Origin of the sequence: Lentisalinibacter orientalis (genome assembly GCF_040706535.1) — a bacterium.
GTDB classification, from domain to species: Bacteria; Pseudomonadota; Gammaproteobacteria; order Steroidobacterales; family Woeseiaceae; genus Lentisalinibacter; species Lentisalinibacter orientalis.
Window position 1 is genome coordinate 1,546,198 of record NZ_JAPDRJ010000001.1, and the last position, 22,937, is coordinate 1,569,134.

A 22,937-nucleotide genomic window follows, 5' to 3' on the forward strand; every position below is an offset into this window, starting at 1 on the left:
AAGGCGAAAAAAAGGCCGGCCTGCAGCGGCTGCAGGCCGGCCCGGTCGCGATGGACGCCGCTAGCGTATCTGCAGCAGCAGCACGCGGTCGCCGCGGATGACTTTCAGGAACAGGATCCGGCTGTCACCGACCGCTTCGCGCAGTTCCGTCATGTTGGTGACGGGGCTGCGATTGACTTCGACGATGACGTCGCCCGGCCGCAGGCCGCGCTGGGCCGCCGGGCTGCCGGCCTCGACGGAGACCACCTCCACGCCGTTGGCGTCGGGGCCTGTCGCTGGCGCGAACTCGGCGCCCTCGAGGCCGGGATGCAGGTCCACGCCGGCGCTGCTCATCATGGCGTTGCGGTCGTCCAGGATGGCGGTCACGGTCCGCTCACGGCCCTCGCGCAGCAGGCGGATCTCCACTTCGTCGCCGGCGCGTAGCAGGCCGATGGTGTTGCGCAGCTCCGTGCCGCTCGCGATCGGCTCGCCGTTCGCCTCGACGATGATGTCGTCCACCTGGATGCCCGCCTGTTCGGCGGCGGAGCCCGGGTTCACGGACTGGACCAGCGCGCCGCGCACGTCGTCGAGGCCCAGCGCGTCGGCGGTATCCTCATCGACGGTGCTGATCTGCACGCCCAGCAGGCCGCGTCGTACCTCGCCATACTCCAGGATCTGGCGCATGATCGCGTTGGCCATGTTGGAGGGCACGGCGAAGCCGATGCCGACGTTGCCGCCGGTGCGAGAGATGATCGCCGAATTGATGCCGACCAGCTCGCCGCGCAGGTTCACCAGCGCGCCGCCGGAGTTACCCGGGTTGATCGAGGCATCCGTCTGGATGAAATCCTCGTAACCGTCCGGATTCAGCCCGAAGCGTCCGAGCGCGCTGACGATGCCCGACGTCACCGTGTGCTGCAGCCCGAACGGATTGCCGATGGCGATGACGAAGTCGCCGACCTCGAGGACGTCGGAGTCGCCGATGGGCAGCTCCACGAGCCCGTCTTCCTCGACTTTCAGGATCGCGATGTCCGTGCCCGGGTCGGAGCCGATGATCTCGGCGTCCAGCGTGCGGTCGTTGAACAGTGTGATCTCGATCTCGTCCGCGCCGTTCACCACGTGGTGGTTCGTGATGATGTACCCGTTGTCCGCATCCACGATCACGCCGGAACCCGCGCTCTGCATCCGACGCTCGCGCGGCTGCTGCTCGGGCACGCCGAAGAAGCGGCGGAACGGGTCGTTGTCGTGGAAGGGCGTGCGCATCTCGACGGTGGCGCTGACGCGGATATTCACGACGGCGGGAGAGACGCGCTGGACGAGGGGTGCGAGGCTCGGCACCTTCTCGTCATCCACGAGCTGGGGCAGGGCGGCCCAGCCGGGGCCTGCCAGGCCGATCGCCAGGGTGAGGGTTGCCAGGACGCTACGTCTTGTCATGCGATGAGTTCCTCTGTGCGAAATGGATGTCGCTGAACGGCACAGCCGATGCGGTCCGGGCCACTGCAGTTGATTCTGGGCCCGACCTGCTGAATCCATCATGAACGCTCGTGATGGGACCCGTCCAGCAAAGACAACGGCGGAGGCCGGTTGGTTCCGGCCTCCGCCGTCCGAGATACGCTCGTCGGGCCGGGCATCGCCGTGCCCGACGCCGGCGTCATTCGACGGTGACGTCGATGCGCCGCGGCATCACCTTGGGCTGCTTCGGGATGCTGATCTCGAGTACGCCGTGGGAGCTCTTCGCGGTAATACTCTCGGCATCCGCGGTCTCCGGCAGCGTGAAGCGGCGGAAGAAGCTGCCGCTGACCCGCTCGACGCGGCGGTAGCCGTTGCGCTCGTCCCGGTCGCTGAACTCCCGCTTGCCGCTCAGCGTGAGCACCCCGTTCTCCATGCTCACCTCGATGTCCTTGGGATCGACGCCCGGGACATCGGCGGTGAGGACGAAGCGGTCGGTCTCCTCGCTGATGTCGACGGCGGGGATCCAGTCGGCGACGGCGGACGAACTCTCCGGGTCCGCCGGCACGCGGCCCGCCATCAGTTTGTCCAGATCACGGTGGAGCCGGTTCACCAGGCTCCAGGGTTCGTAGGTTACAAGGCTCATAATCGACCTCCTGGTTGGTTGTCGGGCGCTCTGCCCGCTCCTGTTCGATGAGGCCGAAATGCGGACCGGTCTGCGGCTTTTCAAGTGGTTCGGACGGCCGGAAAGCCGCCGTTGAAGCGCCTGGGGATGCCCTGGAGCGTTGCACAAGATATTGTGTCACTAATATGACACCCCGGCGCGCAGAAAATACCCGGATTTTAATGCGCTTTTTGCGGTAAATTCTTTAAATTATTGATATTTAGAGGCTTTTAGTGGGGAAAAAGTTTCCGTTTTTCCCTTGACAGCGGCCCCTCACGGTCCTAATCTAACGGCTCGCAGGCACAACATCTTGTGTCTCGCAAAACAAGCATAAACCTTGCTTCAGGGCAGGTGTCCGGCTCGCTCGTGTCGGATACCGAGGGGTTCTTATGCGGTGTTCTGGCCACCGCATTTGACAGAATATACCGCCGTTCAGGCACTTGGCCGACGGCTCGGCTTTTTGGGGGTTCTCGTACGATGAAACCGGCAGAGATGATGGCACCGACCGCAGTCTCGGAAATCGCTTTCCAGGATGCGTCTATCGACATCTGGGATTCCAAATACAGGCTGAAAGCCAAGGACGGCACGGAGATCGATGCCACCGTCGATGCCACCTACCAGCGGGTGGCCCGCGCACTGGCCGACGTTGAGCCGGCCGGCCGTCGCGAACACTGGTACGAGCGCTTCCTGTGGGCGCTCAGGAGCGGCGCCATCCCGGCCGGTCGCATCACCTCCAATGCGGGCGCCCAGGCCCACAAGCCGGCCACTTCCACCATCAACTGCACGGTGTCTGGCACCATCATGGATTCGATGGACGACATCCTGAACAAGGTGCACGAAGCCGGCCTGACGCTGAAGGCGGGCTGCGGCATCGGCTACGAGTTCTCCACCCTGCGGCCGAAGGGCGCGTACGTGACGGGCGCCGGTGCCTACACCTCCGGTCCGCTGTCCTTCATGGATATCTACGACAAGATGTGCTTCACGGTGTCGTCGGCGGGCGGCCGCCGCGGCGCCCAGATGGGCACCTTCGACGTGGGCCACCCCGACGTGATGGATTTCGTGCGCGCCAAGCGGGAGAACGGCCGCCTGCGCCAGTTCAACCTGTCGCTGCTGATCACCGATGAATTCATGCAGGCGGTGAAGGACGACCAGGACTGGAAGCTCGCGTTCCCCGTGTCGGTGGACGAGGCGGAGCACGACCAGCTCGAGCTCGCCGATCGGGAGCAGTTCATCTGGCGGGAGTGGCCCGGCGGCGGCGACTACGTGCAGGACGAGAGCGGGCTGGTGGCCTGCCGCATCTACAAGACGGTACCCGCGCGGCGGCTGTGGGACATGATCATGGCCTCCACCTACGATTTCGCCGAACCGGGTTTCGTGCTGGTCGACCGGGTGAACGAGATGAACAACAACTGGTGGACGGAGAACATCCGCGCCACCAACCCCTGCGGCGAGCAGCCACTGCCGCCCTACGGCTCGTGCCTGCTCGGCTCGGTCAACCTGACCAAGTTCGTGGTCTCGCCGTTCACCGACGAGGCGCGCTTCGACTGGGAGGAGTTCAGCGAGGTGGTGAAGGTGTTCACCCGCATGCTGGACAATGTCGTCGAGATCAACGGCCTGCCGCTGGGCGAGCAGCGCAACGAGATCACGCGCAAGCGGCGTCACGGCATGGGTTTCCTCGGGCTCGGCTCCACCATCACGATGATGGGCATGAAATACGGCGAGCCGGGCTCCGTGGAGTTCACCGAGAAGGTGGCGAAGCAGCTCGCGATCTCGGGCTGGGAGACCGGCCTGGAACTCGCCCGCGAGAAGGGACCGGCGCCGATTATGGAGGAGGAGTTCGAGGTGACGCCGGAGATGCTGCGCAAGCGGCCCGAGATGGCCGCCGACGGCATCCGCCCGGGCGATCGCCTGCCCGGCCGCGTCCTGCACGCGCGCTACAGCCGTTACATGCAGAAGGTCGCCGCCGAGGCCCCCGAGCTGGTGCAGGAGCTGGAGCGGGTGGGCGCCCGCTTCACCCATCACAGCTCGATTGCGCCGACGGGCACCATCTCGCTGTCGCTGGCCAACAATGCGAGCAACGGCATCGAGCCGAGCTTCGCCCACCATTACTTCCGCAACGTCATCCGCGAGGGTCGCAAGTCCAAGGAGAAGGTGGACGTGTTCTCGTTCGAGCTGCTCGCCTACCGGGAGCTGATCAACCCGCGGGCCATGCCGCATTCCGATGCGCCGGAGGAGAAGCTGCCCGAGTACTTCATTACCTCGGACGACGTGACGCCGAAGCAGCACGTGGACATCCAGGCGGCGGCGCAGAAGTGGGTGGACTCGTCCATCTCGAAGACGGCGAACGTGCCCACCGAGTATCCCTACGAGGATTTCAAGGACATCTACCTCTACGCCTACGAGCAGGGACTGAAGGGCTGCACCACCTTCCGCTTCAATCCGGAGGCCTTCCAGGGCGTGCTCGTGAAGGAGCAGGACCTGAAGAACACCACCTACGTCTTCGAGCTGGATGACGGCAGCACGGTGGAGCTGAAGGGCGACGAGGAGATCGAGTACGACGGCGAGATGCATACCGCCGCGAACCTGTTCGACGCGCTGAAGGAAGGCTACTACGGCAAGTTCTGAGCGCGGAGCTGGCAAGGATTGATGCGGTCCCGCCGCGGCGGGGCCTGACGAGGAAGCGAAGAATGGCTGCAAAGAAGATAGACAGGAAGATCGTCGGCTACACCGTGAAGAAGCCGGAGGACAAGGCGGAGAAGAAGCGCGCCTACGAGGTGGAGCAGGAGGGCGACGGCGCCACCGTCATCCGCATGCACGAGCGGCTCGAGCGCCCGGAGGTGCTGATCGGCTCCACCTACAAGGTGAAGACGCCGGTCTCGGATCACGCGATGTACGTCACCATCAACGACATCGTGCTGAACGAGGACACGCCCCACGAGCAGCGCCGGCCGTTCGAGATCTTCATCAACTCGAAGAACCTCGACCACTACCAGTGGATCGTGGCGCTGACCCGCATCATCTCCGCGGTGTTCCGCAAGGGCGGCGACGTGACCTTCCTGGTGGACGAGCTTAAGGCCGTGTTCGACCCCCGCGGCGGCTACTGGCAGCCGGGCGGCAAGTTCATGCCCTCCATCATCGCCGAGCTGGGCCACATCGTGGAGAAGCACCTGAACACCATCGGCCTGCTGAAGCCGGCCGGCCCGGACGAGCACCAGCAGAAGCTGATCGCCGAGAAGCGGGCGGAGTTCGAGGCGCGCGCGGCGCAGACCGACGCCTTCTCCGAGAGCGAGTTCCCGGAGGGCGCGCAGCTCTGCGCCAAGTGCAACGTGGCCGCCGTCATCATGATGGACGGCTGCATGACCTGTCTGAGCTGCGGCGAGTCCAAGTGCGGCTGAGCGCCGCGTAAAGGGACGCTCTCTTTGCTAACATGCCGGGCTTCCGAGGTTTCCCCGGCGGCAAGCTCGTGACCCTGCAGATACCAGACTTCTCCGGCGCCCGTCTTCTCGTGGCCGGGGACCTCATGCTCGACCAGTACTGGTTCGGCGCCACCGGTCGCATCTCGCCGGAGGCGCCGGTGCCGGTGGTGCACGTGCGCGACGGCGAGGAGCGGCCGGGCGGCGCCGCCAACGTTGCGGTGAACCTGGCCGAGCTGGGCGCGCCCGCGGCGCTGGTGGGGATCGTTGGCGCCGACGAGGCCGCCGGACGCCTCGAGGCGTTGCTGACGGAGCGGGGCGTCGATTGCCGTTTCGCCGTCTCGCCGGCGGCGCCGACCACCACCAAGCTGCGGGTACTCTCGCGCGGTCAGCAGCTGATCCGTCTGGACCGTGAGGAGACCGCGACCGGGGTGGCCGTCTCGGTGCGGGAACCGTTCGCCGCGGCGCTGCAGGGTGCCGGTCTGGTGATCCTCTCGGATTACGCCAAGGGAGCACTGCACGAGGTGGGCCAGCTGATCGCTGCCGCCCGCGACGCCGGCGTGCCGGTGCTGGTCGATCCGAAGGGGACCGACTTCGTGCGTTACCGGGGCGCCACTTTGCTCACGCCGAATCAGGCGGAGTTCGAGGCGGTGGCCGGCGCGGCCCGGGACGACGAAGATCTGCTGCGCCGCGCCCGGCTCATGCTCGACGAACTCGATCTGGAGGCGCTGGTGATCACCCGCAGCGAGCGCGGCATGCTGGTGGTGGAGCGCAGCGGGGAAGCTCTGTTCCTGTCGACCGAGGCCCGGGAGGTCTTCGACGTGACCGGCGCGGGCGACACGGTCATCGCCACGCTCGGTGCCGCGATGGCGGCCGGCTCCACGCTGGGCGAGGCGGCGGCGCTGGCCAATCTCGCGGCCGGGCTGGTGGTGCGCAAGATCGGCGTGGCCGGCGTCACCCCGTCCGAGCTCAGGGTGGCGCTGCACCGGCGCGGCAAGGGCGGCCGCGGCATGGTGGACGAGGCGGCGCTGCTCGAGTTCGTAACCGAGGCGCGCAGCCGGGGCGAGCGGATCGTGATGACCAACGGCTGCTTCGACATCCTGCATGCCGGCCACGTCACCTATCTGGAGGAAGCCAAGTCGCTGGGCGACCGGCTGGTGGTGGCCGTCAACACGGATGACTCCGTGCGCCGGCTGAAGGGAGAGGGCCGGCCCGTGAATCCGGTGGAAGACCGGATGGCGGTACTCGCCGGGCTGGCGGCCGTCGACTGGGTGGTGCCCTTCGCCGAGGAGACGCCCGCCCGCCTGATCGAGGCCGTGCTGCCCGAGGTGCTGGTGAAGGGCGGCGATTATCGGCCGGAGGAGATCGCGGGCGGACCGGCCGTGCTCGCGGCCGGCGGCGAGGTGCGTGTGCTCGCGTTCCGTGAGGGTCGGTCCAGCTCCCGCATCATCGACTCCATCCGCGGCCTGCCCTGAGGCCGGAAGCGCGACGGTGAGATTCGCCTACCAGCTGCTGGTCTACCTGGCCACGCCGTTCGTCTTCCTCTTCTGGCTCTGGCGCGGCTTCACCCGCAAGGGCTATCACGACCGGCTCGGCCAGCGCTTCGGCATCGGCTTCCCGGACATCCGTTCGGGGTCGGTCTGGATCCATGCCGTCTCCGTGGGCGAGGTGCAGGCCGCCGCGCCGCTGATCAAGGCGCTGAAGGACCGGTTCCCGTCCCGGGCCGTGGTGGTCACCACCGTGACTCCCACCGGCGCCGAGCGGGTGCACCGCCTGTTCGGCGACGAGGTGGTGCACTGCTTCGCGCCGTTCGAGACGCCGGGCGCGGTGCGCCGCTTCTTCGACCGCGTCCGTCCGGAGCTGGCCGTGATCATCGAGACCGAACTCTGGCCGAACCTGTACGCCGAGTGCGGCCGTCGCCGGGTCCCGCTGGTGCTGGCCAGCGCGCGGATCTCCCCTCGCTCGGTGGCCCGCTACCGCCACCTGACGCCGCTGTTCCGGGAGGCGCTGTCCCACGGCATCATCATCGCCGCCCAGAGCGAGCAGGACGCGCAACGCTTCCGCGACCTGGGGGCGGCCCCGGCGCGCACCTTCGTGACCGGCAATATCAAGTTCGACGTGGAGATCGACGAGAGCCTGGCGGCCCGGGGACGGGAGTTTGCGGCGGAGCATTTCCCCGGCCGCAGCGTCTGGATCGCGGCGAGCACCCACGCGGGCGAGGAGGAGATCGTCCTGGCCGCCCACCGGCGGCTGCTTGCAGCCGTACCGGACGCCTTGCTGATGCTCGTTCCGCGGCATCCCGAACGCTTTCCCGCCGTCGCCGACATGGTCCGGGAGCAGGACCTCGATTTCGTCAGCCGCACGGGCGGCGAGCGCTGCAGCGCCGAGACACGGGTCTTCCTGGGCGACACGATGGGCGAACTGCCCCTGTTCTATGCCGCGTCGGACATCGCCTTCGTCGCCGGCAGTCTGGTGCCCATCGGCGGGCATAACCTGCTGGAGCCGGCTTCGCTCGGGCTGCCCATCCTGACCGGCCCGCACCTGTTCAATGCCGAGGACATCGCCGCCATGTTTGCGGAGCGGGGCGCCTCCCGGGTGGTCACGGACGAGGCGGAACTCGCCGCCGCGCTGGAGCAGCTGTTCGCCGACGAGGCGGCGCGTCGGCAGATGGGGGAACGCGCCCGACGGCTGCTGCTGGACAACAGGGGCTCGCTCAGGAGCCTGCTCGAGCTGCTGGAGCCCCTCACCCGGCGGTTCAGTAACGGCTGAACCGGACCGGCGTCAGTCGCCCATCTCGCTCCGGGGCACGAGGATGGCGTCGATGTCTTCCAGATCCTGGATGCGCAGGATGCCGGCCGCCTGCTTCAGCCTGAGCACGTTCAGGAGGTAGTCGTAGCGCGCACGGCGGTAGTTGGTGCGGGCCGAGAAGACCTGCTGCTGGGCGTCGAGCACGTCCACGGTGGTGCGGGTTCCCACCTCGAAGCCGGCCTCCGTCGCCTCCAGCGCCGTCTTCGCTGACGAGAGGGCCTGGCGCAGGGCCTTCACTCTCGAAATCTCCGCCAGCACGCCCAGGTAGGCGTCCCTGGCCTGGCGTTCCGTCTCCCGTGCCACGCGCTGCAGCTGTTCCCTCGCTGCGCGATGCAGGTGGACCGCCTCGCGCACCTGCGCCGAGGTCCTGCCGCCGGAGAACAGCGGGATGCGGAACTCCAGAGCGATGCTGTCGGAGGTCTGGTTGTTGAAGACATCGTTGAACGGCCCGCCCTCGTTGGAGCGCTCGAACTCCCGGTCGAAGTCGCTGCGCGTGGCGACGAGGTCCAGGGTGGGATAATGACCGGAACGGCGGGAGTCGATCTCCTGGCTCGCGATCTCGGCGTTCAGCCGCGCCGCGATCAGGGCCAGATTCTGCTCGAAAGCGGTGTTCACCCAGTCGTCCTCTTCCGCCGGGTCCGGCGTCTCCAGGGTGAGCTGCTGGCCCGGGGTCTCCAGGTCTTTCAGATACTCGCCGGTGATTTCGCGCAGGAACTCACGCGACGAGGCGAGCTGGCGCTTGGCGGCGATTTCGTCGGCGATGGCCTGGTCGTAGGCGGCCTGGGCTTCCTGCACGTCGGTGATGGCGATCAGACCCACCTCGAAGCGCTGCTGCGCCTGCTCCAGCTGCCGGTCGATGGCACGCTTGCTGGCCTGTGCGGCCTCCAGCGCGTCTTCCGCGGCGAGCACTTCGAAATAGCGGTTCGCCACCCGGACGATCAGGTCCTGCTGGGCCGCCTCGAAGTCCGCCTCGGCGCGGGCCACCTGCTTGCCCGCCTGCTTCAGGCCGACGAACTGGTCCCACCGGAACACGGTCTGGCGCAGCTCGATCTGCCACTGGGTGGTCTCGATGCTCTCGTCCTGGAAGTCACTGGTAACGGTGATGGTCTCGCCCGTCGGCGACACCTGCTGGAACGCGGACGCGCCCTCGGCCGTGCCCCGGCTCTCGCTGGCCGAGGCCGAAAGCTGGGGCAGCAGCAGTCCGCGGGCCTGGGGTACGGCCTCTTCCGTCGCCCTGCGATTGGCCTCCGCCTCGCGGATGAGCGGGTCGCTCTGCAGCGCGCGCTGGTAGACCTCCAGCAGGGACTCCGCCCCGGCGGGCAAGGCGGCGAAAAGGGCGGCCAGCGGCAGGAGCAGCCTGAATCTGCGGATATCCATCGTTCTCTTCGTATCCTCGTCGTGCGGGACAGGTGTTTTAGTCAGCTATATCACTATAGCACCGGTTTCCGGCGTCTCTCAATAGCGGGGCAGTGAGCCCGCTCAGTAGCAGGACATCGACCTCCGCTCAGTAGCGGGGCATCGACAGGTCCACCTCCGTCGCCCAGGCATCGATGCCTCCGGCCACGTTCACCACCCGTCGGAAGCCGTGTTCCTGCAGCCACGCGGCCACGCGGTAGCTGCGCATGCCGCCGTGGCAGAGTACGGCCAGCGGCCGCTCCTGATCCAGTTCGCGGTGGCGGTTCGGTACCTGGTTCATCGGGATGGCGACGGCGTCGGCAAGCGACACTATGCCGAGTTCCCACGGCTCGCGCACGTCCAGCACCTGCCAGTCCTCGCCGGCGCGAATGCGTGCGACCAGTTCGGCCGGCCTCAGCTCTTCCACCATGGCAGGAACTTCCTCGTCAGCGGCGGCCGACGCGCCGCGGGTCAGAAGCGAAACCCGGACGGCGGCGTCGCATTTCGCAGCGGTTTCAGGACGGTCTCGAACAGGCTCTCGCGGCTCCATTCGTTCTCGCCGGTGCGCGTGATCAGGAGGGCCTCCATCACCGGTGCCTGGCCCACCACCAGGAACAGGCGCCCGTCCATGGCCAGCGCGTCGGCGAAGCGCTGCTCGAAGCGGGGCACCGAGCCGGTCACCGCGATGGCGTCGAACTCGCCGGCCGGCAGCTCCTGCATGGCGTCCATGGTCAGGAGTTCGGCATTGACAATGTCGGACTCCCGCAGCCGGTCGCCTGCGGTGGCGACGAAATCCGAATAACAGTCGACGCTGACCACGTGTTCGCCCAGACGCGCCAGGCAGGCGGTGAGGAAGCCGGTGCCCGTGCCGATCTCCAGTACCCGGTCGCCGGGCTCTATCTCCAGTGCCTGCAGCAGCCGGCCCTCCACCTTCGGCGCCATCATGTTCTCACCGTGGGCGAGGGGGATCTCGGTGTCGGCGAACGCCAGGCTCGACCAGGCCTCGGGCACGAAGCGCTCGCGGGGGATCTCGCCCAGGATCCGGAGGACCCGGGGCTGCAGCACGTCCCAGGCGCGGATCTGCTGGTCGATCATCTGTTCCCGTGCGATCTCGATATCCATTTTCGATATCCGTGTTTGATATCTGTGGCAACTGCTCGATGGGCCGCAAGCGGCAGGACGGCGGATGAGGTTACGGAGTTTACAGAAGGCTGACAAGCATGCTGCGGGACGATCCGGCGGGCGTTATGGTGAATTGGTCGGCCGTGCCGATACGGATTAGGCTATGCTTGTCGTGCCGAGAGTCTAGGCTCTTGAAAGAACAAGAATTTTAACCCTGCACTGTCCTGGAGCCGGGGACCGATGAGCGAACCATGCCGCAAACCGCACTGATCGTCGCCGTCACCATCCTGGTGCCGGCGGTAGTGGTGCTGGCCATACTGCTCATCGTGCTGCGGCGGCGTTTTCACGAACGGCTGCGGCGGCTCAACCAGGAGATCGTCGAGGTGTCTGCGGATGCCGCGGTGGGGCGCCGGCTGCGTCCCGCGGACGACCCTGTGCTGGGTCCCCTCGGGCGCTCGCTGAACCGCCTGTTCGATGCACTCGCCGAGAAGGACGAGGCCGTGTTCGAACGCGACCGCGGGCTGCGGCGGCTGGTGCGCACGATGCCCGAAGTGGTGCTGCTGCACGACGACCGCGTGCAGCTCGCCAACGAGTCCGCGGCGCGGCTCGTGGGACTGGAGGCCGAGCAACTGCAGGGGCGGCCGGTCAGCGACCTGGTGCGTCCGGCTTTCCGGGCGCTGTTCCGGCGCACCGTCAGCCGGCTGCTCGCCGGCGAGATCGGGCCCCAGACGCTGGAGATGCAGCTCATCAACGGCGGGGAGCAGGGCATGTGGGTGGAAGCCGGCATGGCGGTGGTGGAGTGGGGCGACCGCCAGCTCGTGCTCACGGTGGGCCGCGACATCAGTCATCGCCGGGAGAGCGATGCGGGGCTGCACGGCGACAGCCGACAGGCCCTGGCCGTCATCGAGTCCATCGGCGACGGCGTGATCACCACCGATACCCGGGGCCGCATCGATTACATGAACGGCGAGGCCGAGCTGCTCACCGGCTACACCCGGGACGAGTCCGAGGGTCGGCCGTTCGGCGAGATCATGCAGCTGATCGACGAACTCGACAAACGATCCCTCGGCGACCCGGTGGAGCGGTGTCTGTCCATGCGCCAGCGGGTCAACATGGGACGGCGGGCGCTGATGGTGGGTCGCGACGACGAACACGAGCATTCCGTCGAGCTGACCGCCTCGCCCATCCGCGCCGGGGACGGGGAGATCCGGGGCGTGGTGGTGGTATTCCACGACGTGAGCGAGATGCGGGGGCTCACACGGCAGATGAGCTATCAGGCGGCGCACGATGCGCTGACCGGCCTCATCAACCGGCGCGAGCTCGAGCGGCGGCTGGAGGAGGCCATCGACAATGCGCGCCGCGAGAAGGCGAACCACGTCCTCTGCTACATGGACCTGGATCGCTTCAAGGCGGTGAACGATACCTGCGGGCACATGGCGGGGGACGCGCTGCTGCGCGAGGTGGCGTCGCTGATCAAGGATCAGGTGCGCGACTCGGATTCCGTCGCCCGCATCGGCGGCGACGAGTTCGGCATGCTGCTGATGGGCTGCCCGCTGGAGAAGGCCCGTCAGATCGCCGGCGACGTGGTGCAGGCAGTGGCCGATCACCGCTTCGTGTGGCAGGACCGCATCTTCACCATCGGCGTCAGCGTCGGCATCGTCGAGCTGGGACCCGACAGCGGCTCGGTGCAGGACATGCTGGCCGCCGCGGATTCCGCCTGCTACATGGCGAAGCAGCAGGGGCGCGGCCAGGTGCACGTGTACTCCTCGGCGGATGAGGCGGCGGCGCGCGAGCGCGGCGAGATCCAGTGGCTGCGACGCCTGCAGGACGCGCTGTCCAACGGTGGTTTCGTGCTGGCGACCCAGCCCATCATCGCGCTCGACGCGGAGCGCGAATCCGGGCCGGCGATGGAGGTGCTGCTGCGTTTCCAGGACGCCCAGGGCAGGACGGAGTCGCCGAAGGACTTCCTGCCGGCGGCAGAGCAGTATCACCTGATGCCGCGGATCGACCGCTGGGTGGTCAGCGCGACGCTGACCGCCATCGCCGCCGGCGACATCCGGGTTCCGGCCGGACGCAGCTGCATCATCAACCTTTCAGGCCAGACGCTGGGCGACGCGGATTTTCTGGAGTTCGTCGTCGAGTCGCTGGACCGCACGAGCGTCGCCCCGGCCCGGATCTGCTTCGAGATGACGGAGGCGGCGCTGATCATGGAGCCGCGCGAGGCCCAGCGCTTCATCGAGGTCTTGCACGGCATGGGCTGCAAGTTTGCGCTGGACGATTTCGGCAGCGGCCTCGGCGCCTTCTCCAACCTGAAGCATCTGCCCATCGATTATCTGAAGATCGACGGCAGCTTCACCCGCCACCTCGGCCGCGACCCGGTCAATCAGGAGATGGTGAGCGCGATGATCAAGCTCGCGCGGAAGATGAACTTCCGCACCGTGGCCGAGCAGGTGGAAGAGCAGGGCGACTTCGACATGCTGCGCGAGATGGGCGTGGACTTCGCCCAGGGCTACCTGATCGACCGCCCCCGCCTCCTGGGTGCCGGACCGAACTAATCCAACTTTCGCAACTTTCGTGACTTTCTGAAGTTTCGGTGTCCGGCACCATAAAAAAAACCGCCGGGTCCCTGAGGAGCCCGGCGGTTCTGGGCCGTTAGGCCGATCCCGATCAGAGCAGCGGTACGATCAGCAGCGCTACGATGTTGATGATCTTGATCAGCGGGTTGATGGCCGGGCCGGCGGTGTCCTTGTAGGGGTCGCCGACCGTGTCGCCGGTCACTGCGGCCTTGTGCGCCTCGGAACCCTTGCCGCCGAAGTTGCCGTCTTCGATGTACTTCTTGGCGTTGTCCCAGGCACCGCCGCCCGCGGTCATGGAGATGGCCACGAACAGACCGGTGATGATCGTGCCCAGCAGCATGCCGCCGAGGGCGATCGGGCCGAGGATCAGGCCCACCACGATCGGCACCAGTACCGGCAGCAGCGAGGGCACCACCATCTCCTTGATGGCGGCCTTGGTCAGCATGTCCACCGCGCGGGAGTAATCCGGCTTCTGGGTGCCCTCCATGATGCCCGGCATCTCCTTGAACTGCCGGCGCACCTCATTCACCACAGAGCTGGCGGCGCGGCCCACGGCCTCCATCGCCAGGGCGGCGAACAGATACGGCACGAGACCGCCGATCAGCAGGCCGATGATCACCATGGGATCGGACAGGTCGAACTCGAACAGCTGGTCGAAGTTGGCCTCCAGCGCGTGGGTGTAGTCGGCGAACAGCACCAGGGCGGCCAGACCGGCGGAGCCGATGGCGTAGCCCTTGGTGACGGCCTTCGTCGTGTTGCCTACGGCGTCGAGCTGGTCGGTGATGTTGCGCACCTCGGACTCGAGCTCCGCCATCTCGGCGATGCCGCCCGCGTTGTCAGTGATCGGGCCGAAGGCGTCGAGCGCCACCACGATGCCGGTCATCGACAGCATGGTCGTCGCCGCGATGCCGATGCCGTACAGGCCGGCCAGCTCGTGGGCACCCCAGATGCTGGCGCACACCGCGAGCACCGGCCAGGCCGTCGCCTTCATGGAGACGCCCAGTCCCGCGATGATGTTCGTGGCATGACCGGTCAGCGACGACTCGGCCACCAGCTGCACCGGCTTGTGATCGGTGCCGGTGTAGTACTCGGTGATCCAGACCATGAAGGCGGTGAGGGCCAGGCCGATGAGCGCAGCGCCGAACAGCACGCCTGCCTCGCCGGTGTCGCCCATCATCACCGTGGTGATCGGATAGAAGGCCGCGGCGGCCAGTACGCCGGCCGCGATCATGCCCTTGTACAGCGCACCCATGATCGAGCCGCTGGCGCCTGCCTTGACGAAGAAGGTGCCGATGATCGAGGCGACGATGGAGGCCGCGCCGAGGACCAGCGGATACACCCAGGCCGCCCAGCCCCAGTCGGCATGGAACAGCACGCCGAGGAGCATGGTGGCGATGATGGTCACCGCGTAGGTCTCGAACAGGTCCGCGGCCATGCCGGCGCAGTCGCCCACGTTGTCGCCGACGTTGTCCGCGATCACGCCCGGGTTGCGGGGATCGTCCTCGGGAATGCCGGCCTCGACCTTGCCCACCAGGTCGGCGCCGACGTCGGCGCCCTTGGTGAAGATGCCACCGCCGAGTCGGGCGAAGATGGAGATCAGCGAGCCGCCGAAGGCCAGGCCGACCAGCGCCTTGATGGCCTTCTCGCCCTCGATGCCGAAGGCGCCCAGCAGGCCGTAGTAGCCGGCGACGCCGAGCAGGCCCAGGCCGACCACCAGCAGACCGGTGATGGCGCCGCCGCGGAAGGCCACGTCCAGCGCCGGGTTCAGCCCCTTGCGGGCGGCCTCGGCGGTGCGCACGTTGGCGCGCACGGAGACGAACATGCCGATGTAGCCGGCCATGGCGGAGAACACGGCGCCGATGACGAAGCCGAGCGCCGTCCACCAGTCGAGGGCGAAGCCGACGACGATGGCGAGTACCACGCCGACGATGCCGATGGTCGTGTACTGGCGGTTCATGTAGGCCGCGGCGCCTTCCTGGATGGCCGCCCCGATCTCCTGCATCCGCTCGTTGCCGGCGGACTGCTTCAGGACCCACTGGACCGAGAACAGTCCGTACAGGATGGCGAGTACGCCGGCGCCGATGCATAGCCACAGCGCGAGTTCATACGACATGAGATGTTCCTCCCGGTCATGTCCACCGATCGGCCCGGCGGACCGTCGGTTGTTCGTGATTTTTCAGCTGGAGCGCCCCCGCCCGTGCCCAGGCGACGGGCACCAGGCCGGTCGGGGCCCCGGATCCGCTGCGCAGACGGTGGCGACTCGCGCACCGCTACGGCTGGTTTTCTGATCCGGTGCTCGTTCCGTAACTCGCTGGTTTATCGGAGTTTCTTGGCGCTCAAGAGGTCGCCGCCACACGTCCCCGGCGGCGACAGCGCGCGCATCATACCACAAATCGTTTCTTGAGCTTCTTCTTCACCGGCACGTTGCGCAGTTTGGCGTAGACGGGCAGGCCGCGGGAATACGGCGGGTAGTCTTCCCCGTTGATCAGCGGTGCCAGGTAGCGCCGGGCCGCGCCGGTGATGCCGTAGCCGTCCTTCGTGATGTAGCGCTTCGGCAGCTTCTTCTCCCGGTTCGCCACCCGGCTGAGAGGCGCCTTCTCGATCTTCCAGCGGTAGGGGCTGTCCGAGGTGCGCTTGATCACCGGCAGCACCGCATCCTCGCCCGCGAGCGCCATCTCGACGGCCGCGCGGCCCACCGCATAGGCCTGCTCCACATCGGTGGCCGAGGCGATGTGGCGGGCGGAGCGCTGCAGGTAGTCGGCGATGGCGTAGTGGAACTTGAAGCCGGTGCCGTCGCGCACCATCGTCGCGACCTCCGAGGCCACGCCGCCGAGCTGCACGTGGCCGAAGGCGTCCTTCGTGCCGGCGTCGGCCAGGAAGCGGCCGTCCTTGTAGCGGGCGCCCTCGGAGACGACGATCACGCAGTAGCCGTAGTCCTTCACGCAGCGCTTCACCCGGGCCAGGAACTTCTTCTTCTCGAACGGGACTTCCGGGAACAGGATGATGTGGGGCGGCTCGTCGGGGCCCTCGCCCGCCAGCCCGGCGGCCGCGGCGATCCAGCCGGCATGCCGGCCCATGACCTCCAGGATGAATACCTTGGTGGAGGTCTCGGCCATGGAGGCGACGTCCAGGGCCGCCTCCCGGGTGGAGACCGCCACGTACTTCGCCACGGAGCCGAAGCCCGGGCAGTTGTCCGTAACCGGCAGGTCGTTGTCCACCGTCTTCGGCACGCCGATACAGGTGATGGGGAAGCCGAGCTTGTGGCCGATCTGGGATACCTTGTGGGCGGTGTCCATGGAGTCGTTGCCGCCGTTATAGAAGAAGTAGCCGATGTCGTGGGCCTCGAAGACCTCGATCAGCCGCTCGTACTCGCGCCTGTTCTCGTCCAGCCCCTTCAGCTTGTAGCGGGCGGTGCCGAACGCCCCGCCGGGGGTGTGCTTGAGCTGGGCGATCGCCTTGGCCGACTCCCGGTTGGTGTCGATCAGGTCCTCGGTCAGCGCGCCGATGATCCCGTTGCGCCCGGCATAGACCTTGCCGATGCGGTCCTTGTGCTGGCGGGCGGTCTCGATGACGCCGCAGGCGCTCGCGTTGATGACGGCGGTCACGCCGCCGGACTGGGCATAGAATGCGTTCTTGGCTGCCTTCTTTGCTGACATGGGATCCCTCGCTCGGCTCAATGGACGACTGGCCCGGGAGCATAGCCAATTTCCCGCCCGCCTTCATGCGGCGGGCCGAATTGACCTCGTCACGGGGAGCGGCTACGGTTGCGCGCCTCACAGGCGAGTTGTCGACGCAGAGTCGGCGTGATCGTCGGCCTGTTGTTCGCAAGTTGTCCGCAAGTTGTCCGCAGGCCGCCGGTCTGCTGCAGGGAGTTCAATCATGCGCATCGTTTTGCTCGGCGCCCCCGGCTCGGGGAAGGGGACCCAGGCCCAGCGGCTGATGGCCGAAAAGGGCATCCCGCAGATATCCACCGGCGACCTGCTGCGCGCGGCCGTCGCCTCGGGCAGCGAGCTGGGCCGCAAGGCGAAGGCGGCCATGGACGCCGGCGAGCTCGTCTCCGACGACCTCGTGCTCGGCATGATCCGGGAACGGCTGAACGAGGACGACGTGGCCGACGGCTTCATCCTGGACGGCTTCCCCCGCAACGAGTCCCAGGCCGAGTCCCTCGACGACCTGCTGGCCGAGCTGGGCCAGCCCCTGGATGCCGCGGTGCTCATGGACGTGGATTTCGACATCCTCATGAAACGGCTGACCGGACGGCGCACCTGCTCGGCCACCGGCAAGGTCCTCAATATCCATTTCTCGTCCCGGGAAGAGCTCGACGCCTGCCTGGAGGCGGGCGGCGAACTCCTGCAGCGCGACGACGATAACGAAGAGACCATCGCCAACCGGCTGCAGGTCTATCGGGAGCAGACGGCGCCGCTGGTGGACTACTATCGGGACCGGGGCCTGCTGAAGACCGTGGACGCCGACGGCACCGTGGAGGCCGTCTACGAGCGGCTGGTCTCGGCGGTCGAGGACTGAGCCCGCCGCTCGAGCAGCGTCTCCAGGGCCTCGCCGACCAATTCCCTGCGCCAGCCGGACAGCGCCCGGAGCCCGTCGCCGCCGGCGGCCGCCCGGCGCAGGTCCTTCTGTGAGGCGATCAGCTCGGGCTCGATGCCGAGCTCCTCCGCCTTGCCCTTCACGACGGCGGCCATCTTCGCCACCAGCGCCTTCTCCGCCGGCGACGGCGCACCCCGCCGCACCACCGGCGACGGACCGGCGCGGCCGATGACCCGCAGCAGCTGGTCTCCGGCCCGCCGGGCGAGCCCGGCCGGGACGCCCTCGGTCTGCGCCAGCGCCTCGCGGCTGGACGGCCGTCCCTGGGCGAGGGCGATGAGAGGCGCGTCCTTCAATATCCACTGCCGGGGCCGGTCGGCCCGCAGGGCCTCTTCCTCCCGCCACACGGCGAGGGCGGCGGCCGCCGCCGCGCTGCGCTCGTCCATGCGGGCGAGGCCCTTCAGCCGCTGCCACGCCGACTCCGGCGCAGGCTCGTAGAGCGCCGGGTCCAGCAGCTCGTTGCTGTCGGCGGCAGCCCAGTCGAGCCGGCCGAGTTCTTCCAGGCGGGTGCTGAGGATGGCGCGCATCTCCTCCAGGTAGCGCACGTCGTCGGCGGCGTATTCGAGCTGCTCGGCGCTCAGCGGCCGGCGGGACCAGTCCGTCCTCGTGTGATGCTTGCCGAGGTCGATGCCGAGCAGTTCACGGACCAGGGCGGCATAGCCGATCTGCGCCGGGTAGCCGCACAGGGCGGCTGCCACCTGGGTGTCGAAGATACGGCCCGGCAGACGGCCGGCCGTGCCGAGCAGCACCTCCAGGTCCTGGCGCGCGGCGTGCAGGGTCAGCTCGGTGCGGTCGAAGCACTGCCATAACGGTTCGAGGTCCAGCCCGGCCAGCGGATCGATGCAGGCGATATGGCCGCCACCCGCGAGCTGCACCAGACACAGCCGGGCGTGATAGGTACGCTCCCGGAGGAACTCCGTATCCGCCGCGAGCCTCTCGTCGGTCTCGCAGGTTTCCAGGAATCTGAGCAGGGAAGCCTGCGTATCGATGAAGAGGATGTCGCTCATGGGCGGGTCTTTGCCCTCCGGTGTTATCGTGAGACTATGCGCTGCATGGGAGGATACACTGCCGCAGCGTGCTGATACTGCTCCGTACACTGACGGGTATCGTGCTGTTGCGGCTGGGGCCGGACGCACTGCCGCGCTCGCTCTTCCTGGCCGTCCTGCTGTTCGCCGCCATGCTGTTCGCGAGTTTCACCGGCCTGGCACTGTCCGGCGGCTGGCAGCCCTGGTCTCCCGTCTTCTTCGCGCTGAGCCTCGGCCTGTCGCTCGGCACCTACACCATCGCCCTGCGCCTGCGCGGCCATGAGGGCCGCATCCCCCAGACCTTCGCCGCGCTGTTCGGCGCCTCGGCGCTGATCAGCGTCGCCGAGCTGCCGCTGCTCGCCACCGGTGCGCTCGACGCGGAGGGGCAGGGCGGCGTGATGGTGCTGCTGGCCCTGATCGCCTGGTCGATCCTGGTGGACGGCCACATCATGGCGCGGGCGCTGGAGGTGCCGCTGATCGGCGGCACGCTGCTGGCACTGGCGGTGTTCTCGGGCCAGCTCGTGCTGTACCAGCAATTCCCGGCGGCCTGAGCCTGCACCCGGCGCTCCGTCCGACCATGCACATCCACATCATCGGCATCTGCGGCACCTTCATGGGCGGTATCGCCGGTCTGGCGAAGGCGGCCGGCCACCGGGTCACGGGCTGCGACCGGGAGGTCTATCCGCCGATGAGCGAGGAGCTCGCGCGGCTCGGCATCGAGGTGACCGAAGGCTGGGATCCCGGCCAGCTCGAGCCGGCGCCGGACATGGTGGTGATCGGCAACGTGATGAGCCGGGGCAACCCGCTGGTGGAGGCGGTGCTGGAGCAGGGGCTGCCCTACACGTCGGGACCGGACTGGCTGGCCGAGCACGTGCTGGCCGGGCGGCGCGTGCTGGCGGTGGCCGGCACTCACGGCAAGACCACCACCTCCAGCCTGCTGGCGTGGATACTGGAGGCCAGCGGACTCGAGCCCGGCTTCCTGATCGGCGGCGTCCCGCTCGACTTCGGCGCCTCCGCGCGCCTCGGCGGCTCCGACCTGTTCGTGGTGGAGGCCGACGAGTACGACACCGCCTTCTTCGACAAGCGCGCCAAGTTCGTGCACTACCGGCCACGGGTGGCGGTGCTGAACAACCTGGAATACGACCACGCCGATATCTACGCGGACATGGCGGCCATCCGCTGGCAGTTCCATCAGCTGATCCGCACCGTGCCGGGCGGCGGGCGGCTGGTGGTACGGGCGGGCGATGCGGAACTCGCCGAGACCCTGGCGATGGGCTGCTGGACGCCGGTGGAGACCTTTGCGGCCGCCGGCGAGGCGGACTGGCGGGTGGATTTCGGGCCCGACGGCGAGGGCATCAGTCTGGCCGGGCCGGGCGGGGAACGCTTGCAGGACGACTGGCCGCTGGCCGGCGAACACAACCTGGAGAATACGGCTGCGGCGGTCGCCGCCGCCGCGGCGGTGGGGGTGGAGCCGGCGGCGGCGCTGGCCGCGGTGGCCCGCTTCCGCGGCGTGCGCCGGCGCCTGGAACTGGCGGCCGAGGGCGGTGGTATCCGGGTGTACGACGACTTCGCCCATCACCCCACCGCCATCGCCAGGACGCTGGCGGGCCTGCGCCGGCGCGAGCCCGAGGCCCGCATCGTGGTGGCCCTGGAACCGCGTTCGAACACGATGCGCCTGGGCGTGCACCGCGAGACGCTGGCCGGCTCGCTCGCCGGCGCCGACCGGGTGTTCGTCTTCGCGCCCGACGGTCTCGAGTGGGATCTGGCCGCGGCGCTCGCATCCCTGGGCGACCGTGCCACGCTCGCCGGGGATTACGGCGAGATGGCCGAGGGAGTGCTGCGCGAGGTGGCCGCCGGCGATATCCTCGTGCTGATGAGCAACGGCGGCTTCGGCGGATTGCGTGAGCGGGTGGTTGCCGCACTGAGCGCGCGGGGCTGAAGTCCGGCCGGCGCGACCGGCGCATCTGCCGGCCGCCTGACAGCGAATGGCAGGTGAGCATGAGCGAAACCGAAATCCCGCTGTTCCCCCTGCGTACGGTCCTCTACCCCGAGGGCCCGCTGCCCCTGCGCATCTTCGAGACCCGCTATCTGGATATGATCAGCCGCTGTCTGCGCGAGGACGCGGGCTTCGGCGTCGTCCTCATCCGCGCAGGGACGGAGACGGGCACGGCCAGCACCTACGGCACCGGCACGCTGGCGAAGATCGTCGACTGGTACCAGGGCAGCGACGGGCTGCTGGGCATCACCGCCCAGGGCAGCGAGCGATTCCGCGTGGAGTCGGTGCGCCAGGCCCCGGACGGGCTGAATCTCGCGCGGGTCTCCTGGCTGGCGCCCGAGCCCCGCGTCGACCTGCCGGCCGCCTTCCGGCCCATGGTGGATATCCTGCGCGGCGTGCTGGACGACCTCGGCCGGCTGTACGAGCTGCTGGAGCGCCGCTACGACGACGCCACCTGGGTGGGTTACCGCTACGCGGAGATCCTGCCGATCACGCCCGAGCAGAAACAGTTCTGCCTCGAGACGGAGGACGCGCTGCAGCGGCTCGAAATCATCCGCGTGATACTGCGTTCGGCGCAGGACGCGGACGAAGACGACGGCTGAGCGTCAGTCGGCGATCTCCGCGAAGGCCTCGGCCGCCTTCTCCAGCGTGGCTGCGATCTCCGTCTCGCCGTGGGCGGCCGAGACGAAGCCTGCCTCGAAGGCCGACGGCGCGAGATAGACGCCGCGCTCCAGCATGGCGTGGAAGAAGCGGCGGAAGCGGTCCACGTCGGCGTCCGCCACCTGGCGGTAGGTGCGCACCGGCCCGTCGGCCGTGAACACGAAGCCGAACATGCCGCCCAGTGATCCGGTGGCCAGCGGGACTCCGGCTTCGGCCGCCGCGCCGGCCATGCCGTCCGCCAGCTGCTGCGTCCGCGCCGCGAGGTCCTCGTAGAAGCCTTCCTGGTCGATGCCCTCCAGCGTGGCGAGACCGGCGGCCATGGCCACCGGATTGCCGGACAGCGTGCCGGCCTGATACACGGGGCCGAGCGGTGCGATGTGCTCCATGATCTCGCGCTTGCCGCCGAAGGCCGCGGCCGGCATGCCGCCGCCGATGACCTTGCCGAAGGTGGTGAGATCCGGCTTGATCCCGAACACCGACTGGGCGCCGCCCTTCGCCACCCGGAAACCGGTCATCACCTCGTCGAAGATGAGCACGGCGCCGGCGTCCGAGCAGGTCTCGCGCAGCGTCTCCAGGAAGCCCGGCACCGGCGGCACGAAGTTCATGTTGCCGGCCACCGGTTCGACGATGACGCAGGCGATGCGCTCGCCGTACTCGGCGAAGGCTTCGCGCACCTGTTCGCTGTTGTTGAACTCCAGCGTGAGCGTGAGCTCGGCCAGTCCCGCCGGCACGCCGGGAGAACTCGGCACGCCGAAGGTCAGCGCGCCGGAGCCGGCGCTGATCAGCAGCGAGTCCGAATGGCCGTGATAGCAGCCTTCGAACTTCACGATCAGGTCTCGCCCGGTGTAGCCCCGGGCGAGACGGATGGCGCTCATGGTGGCCTCGGTGCCGGAGCTCACCATGCGCACCAGCTCCATGGAGGGCACGAGTTCGGTGATCTTGCGGGCGATCTCGGTCTCCAGCACGCAGGGCGCGCCGAACGACAGCCCGTCTTCCGCCGTGCGCTGCACGGCCTCGATGACCTTCGGATGGGCGTGGCCCAGGATCATGGGGCCCCAGGAGCCGACGTAGTCGATCAGCTCCCGCCCGTCCTCGGTCCACACCCGCGGGCCCCTGGCGCGCTTGAAGAACAGCGGCTCGCCGCCCACCGCCGCGAATGCCCGCACGGGGGAGTTCACGCCGCCGGGGATGTACTTGCTGGCTTCGGAAAACAGACTCATGCTTACCTCCTGTGCTGGGCGCATCCTAACCGAG

General features: G+C 68.1%; 18 protein-coding genes. 9 read left to right on the top strand and 9 right to left on the bottom strand.

Annotated features, from left to right (window positions below; genetic code table 11):
* Positions 1–60: 60 nt before the first annotated feature.
* Both ACJMK0_RS06830 and ACJMK0_RS06835 read right to left on the bottom strand, forming a co-directional pair.
* Positions 61–1,410 (bottom strand): DegQ family serine endoprotease, encoded by a 1,350-nt coding sequence (locus ACJMK0_RS06830; protein WP_405236761.1) that lies wholly within the window; start codon positions 1,408–1,410, stop codon positions 61–63.
* Positions 1,411–1,627: 217 nt separating this feature from the next.
* Positions 1,628–2,071, bottom strand: a complete 444-nt coding sequence (locus ACJMK0_RS06835; protein WP_405236763.1) for an Hsp20/alpha crystallin family protein — start codon at positions 2,069–2,071, stop codon at positions 1,628–1,630.
* Positions 2,072–2,584: 513 nt separating this feature from the next.
* Here ACJMK0_RS06835 and ACJMK0_RS06840 point away from each other — a divergent pair.
* From ACJMK0_RS06840 to waaA, 4 genes are all read left to right on the top strand, one after another.
* Complete coding sequence (locus ACJMK0_RS06840) at positions 2,585–4,714, top strand: adenosylcobalamin-dependent ribonucleoside-diphosphate reductase (protein WP_405236765.1); 2,130 nt, start codon at positions 2,585–2,587, stop codon at positions 4,712–4,714.
* A gap of 62 nt (positions 4,715–4,776) precedes the next feature.
* A complete protein-coding gene (locus tag ACJMK0_RS06845; RefSeq protein ID WP_405236767.1) occupies positions 4,777–5,484 on the top strand; it encodes a TSCPD domain-containing protein in 708 nt (235 codons plus the stop codon).
* Between the two features lie 32 nt (positions 5,485–5,516).
* Positions 5,517–6,977: a bifunctional D-glycero-beta-D-manno-heptose-7-phosphate kinase/D-glycero-beta-D-manno-heptose 1-phosphate adenylyltransferase HldE gene (hldE, locus tag ACJMK0_RS06850; RefSeq protein ID WP_405236769.1), complete on the top strand. Its 1,461-nt coding sequence runs from the start codon at positions 5,517–5,519 to the stop codon at positions 6,975–6,977.
* Positions 6,978–6,993: 16 nt separating this feature from the next.
* Positions 6,994–8,271 carry a lipid IV(A) 3-deoxy-D-manno-octulosonic acid transferase gene (gene waaA / locus ACJMK0_RS06855; RefSeq protein WP_405236770.1) on the top strand — a complete coding sequence of 426 codons (1,278 nt, stop codon included), beginning with the start codon at positions 6,994–6,996 and terminating at the stop codon, positions 8,269–8,271.
* 12 nt (positions 8,272–8,283) lie between these two features.
* On the opposite strand, the gene ACJMK0_RS06860 is transcribed toward waaA, so the two are convergent.
* The 3 genes from ACJMK0_RS06860 to ACJMK0_RS06870 form a co-directional block, all read right to left on the bottom strand.
* Positions 8,284–9,687 carry a TolC family outer membrane protein gene (locus tag ACJMK0_RS06860; protein WP_405236771.1) on the bottom strand — a complete coding sequence of 468 codons (1,404 nt, stop codon included), beginning with the start codon at positions 9,685–9,687 and terminating at the stop codon, positions 8,284–8,286.
* 127 nt (positions 9,688–9,814) lie between these two features.
* Entirely contained in the window at positions 9,815–10,135 is a 321-nt protein-coding gene (locus ACJMK0_RS06865; protein WP_405236773.1) for a rhodanese-like domain-containing protein, read from the bottom strand.
* A 41-nt stretch (positions 10,136–10,176) separates the two neighbouring features.
* Entirely contained in the window at positions 10,177–10,827 is a 651-nt protein-coding gene (locus tag ACJMK0_RS06870) for a protein-L-isoaspartate O-methyltransferase family protein (protein ID WP_405236775.1), read from the bottom strand.
* 251 nt (positions 10,828–11,078) lie between these two features.
* Here ACJMK0_RS06870 and ACJMK0_RS06875 point away from each other — a divergent pair, with 251 nt between their 5' ends.
* Entirely contained in the window at positions 11,079–13,382 is a 2,304-nt protein-coding gene (locus ACJMK0_RS06875; protein ID WP_405236777.1) for an EAL domain-containing protein, read from the top strand.
* A gap of 112 nt (positions 13,383–13,494) precedes the next feature.
* Here the strand turns inward: ACJMK0_RS06875 and ACJMK0_RS06880 are convergent, their stop codons facing one another.
* A complete protein-coding gene (locus tag ACJMK0_RS06880; protein ID WP_405236779.1) occupies positions 13,495–15,516 on the bottom strand; it encodes a sodium-translocating pyrophosphatase in 2,022 nt (673 codons plus the stop codon).
* Positions 15,517–15,784: 268 nt separating this feature from the next.
* Positions 15,785–17,059, bottom strand: a complete 1,275-nt coding sequence (locus ACJMK0_RS06885; RefSeq protein ID WP_405236781.1) for a 6-phosphofructokinase — start codon at positions 17,057–17,059, stop codon at positions 15,785–15,787.
* Positions 17,060–17,282: 223 nt separating this feature from the next.
* Here ACJMK0_RS06885 and ACJMK0_RS06890 point away from each other — a divergent pair, with 223 nt between their 5' ends.
* The gene (locus ACJMK0_RS06890) at positions 17,283–17,927 is read left to right on the top strand and encodes an adenylate kinase (protein WP_405236783.1); all 645 of its coding nucleotides are present in this window, start codon (positions 17,283–17,285) and stop codon (positions 17,925–17,927) included.
* On the opposite strand, the gene rnd is transcribed toward ACJMK0_RS06890, so the two are convergent.
* Positions 17,894–19,009 (bottom strand): ribonuclease D, encoded by a 1,116-nt coding sequence (gene rnd, locus ACJMK0_RS06895; RefSeq protein ID WP_405236785.1) that lies wholly within the window; start codon positions 19,007–19,009, stop codon positions 17,894–17,896. The genes ACJMK0_RS06890 and rnd overlap by 34 nt on opposite strands.
* 68 nt (positions 19,010–19,077) lie before the next feature.
* Here rnd and ACJMK0_RS06900 point away from each other — a divergent pair, with 68 nt between their 5' ends.
* The 3 genes from ACJMK0_RS06900 to ACJMK0_RS06910 are packed head-to-tail and all read left to right on the top strand — an operon-like array spanning position 19,078 to position 21,625.
* Complete coding sequence (locus ACJMK0_RS06900; protein WP_405236787.1) at positions 19,078–19,578, top strand: hypothetical protein; 501 nt, start codon at positions 19,078–19,080, stop codon at positions 19,576–19,578.
* Between the two features lie 26 nt (positions 19,579–19,604).
* Complete coding sequence (gene mpl / locus ACJMK0_RS06905; protein ID WP_405236789.1) at positions 19,605–20,966, top strand: UDP-N-acetylmuramate:L-alanyl-gamma-D-glutamyl-meso-diaminopimelate ligase; 1,362 nt, start codon at positions 19,605–19,607, stop codon at positions 20,964–20,966.
* A gap of 59 nt (positions 20,967–21,025) precedes the next feature.
* The gene (locus ACJMK0_RS06910) at positions 21,026–21,625 is read left to right on the top strand and encodes an LON peptidase substrate-binding domain-containing protein (protein WP_405236790.1); all 600 of its coding nucleotides are present in this window, start codon (positions 21,026–21,028) and stop codon (positions 21,623–21,625) included.
* A gap of 3 nt (positions 21,626–21,628) precedes the next feature.
* On the opposite strand, the gene hemL is transcribed toward ACJMK0_RS06910, so the two are convergent.
* On the bottom strand, positions 21,629–22,903 hold the full coding sequence (gene hemL / locus ACJMK0_RS06915) for a glutamate-1-semialdehyde 2,1-aminomutase (RefSeq protein WP_405236792.1): 1,275 nt from the start codon (positions 22,901–22,903) through the stop codon (positions 21,629–21,631).
* Between the last annotated feature and the right edge of the window lie 34 nt (positions 22,904–22,937).

What these genes read in the sequence shown, in the direction of transcription:
- ACJMK0_RS06830 (WP_405236761.1), bottom strand. Translation starts at nt 1,410, where the DNA reads ATGACAAGACGTAGCGTCCTGGCAACCCTCACCCTGGCGATCGGCCTG.
- ACJMK0_RS06835 (WP_405236763.1), bottom strand. Translation starts at nt 2,071, where the DNA reads ATGAGCCTTGTAACCTACGAACCCTGGAGCCTGGTGAACCGGCTCCAC.
- ACJMK0_RS06840 (WP_405236765.1), top strand. Translation starts at nt 2,585, where the DNA reads ATGGCACCGACCGCAGTCTCGGAAATCGCTTTCCAGGATGCGTCTATC.
- ACJMK0_RS06845 (WP_405236767.1), top strand. Translation starts at nt 4,777, where the DNA reads ATGGCTGCAAAGAAGATAGACAGGAAGATCGTCGGCTACACCGTGAAG.
- hldE (WP_405236769.1), top strand. Translation starts at nt 5,517, where the DNA reads ATGCCGGGCTTCCGAGGTTTCCCCGGCGGCAAGCTCGTGACCCTGCAG.
- ACJMK0_RS06860 (WP_405236771.1), bottom strand. Translation starts at nt 9,687, where the DNA reads ATGGATATCCGCAGATTCAGGCTGCTCCTGCCGCTGGCCGCCCTTTTC.
- ACJMK0_RS06865 (WP_405236773.1), bottom strand. Translation starts at nt 10,135, where the DNA reads ATGGTGGAAGAGCTGAGGCCGGCCGAACTGGTCGCACGCATTCGCGCC.
- ACJMK0_RS06870 (WP_405236775.1), bottom strand. Translation starts at nt 10,827, where the DNA reads ATGGATATCGAGATCGCACGGGAACAGATGATCGACCAGCAGATCCGC.
- ACJMK0_RS06875 (WP_405236777.1), top strand. Translation starts at nt 11,079, where the DNA reads ATGCCGCAAACCGCACTGATCGTCGCCGTCACCATCCTGGTGCCGGCG.
- ACJMK0_RS06880 (WP_405236779.1), bottom strand. Translation starts at nt 15,516, where the DNA reads ATGTCGTATGAACTCGCGCTGTGGCTATGCATCGGCGCCGGCGTACTC.
- ACJMK0_RS06885 (WP_405236781.1), bottom strand. Translation starts at nt 17,059, where the DNA reads ATGTCAGCAAAGAAGGCAGCCAAGAACGCATTCTATGCCCAGTCCGGC.
- ACJMK0_RS06890 (WP_405236783.1), top strand. Translation starts at nt 17,283, where the DNA reads ATGCGCATCGTTTTGCTCGGCGCCCCCGGCTCGGGGAAGGGGACCCAG.
- rnd (WP_405236785.1), bottom strand. Translation starts at nt 19,009, where the DNA reads ATGAGCGACATCCTCTTCATCGATACGCAGGCTTCCCTGCTCAGATTC.
- mpl (WP_405236789.1), top strand. Translation starts at nt 19,605, where the DNA reads ATGCACATCCACATCATCGGCATCTGCGGCACCTTCATGGGCGGTATC.
- ACJMK0_RS06910 (WP_405236790.1), top strand. Translation starts at nt 21,026, where the DNA reads ATGAGCGAAACCGAAATCCCGCTGTTCCCCCTGCGTACGGTCCTCTAC.
- hemL (WP_405236792.1), bottom strand. Translation starts at nt 22,903, where the DNA reads ATGAGTCTGTTTTCCGAAGCCAGCAAGTACATCCCCGGCGGCGTGAAC.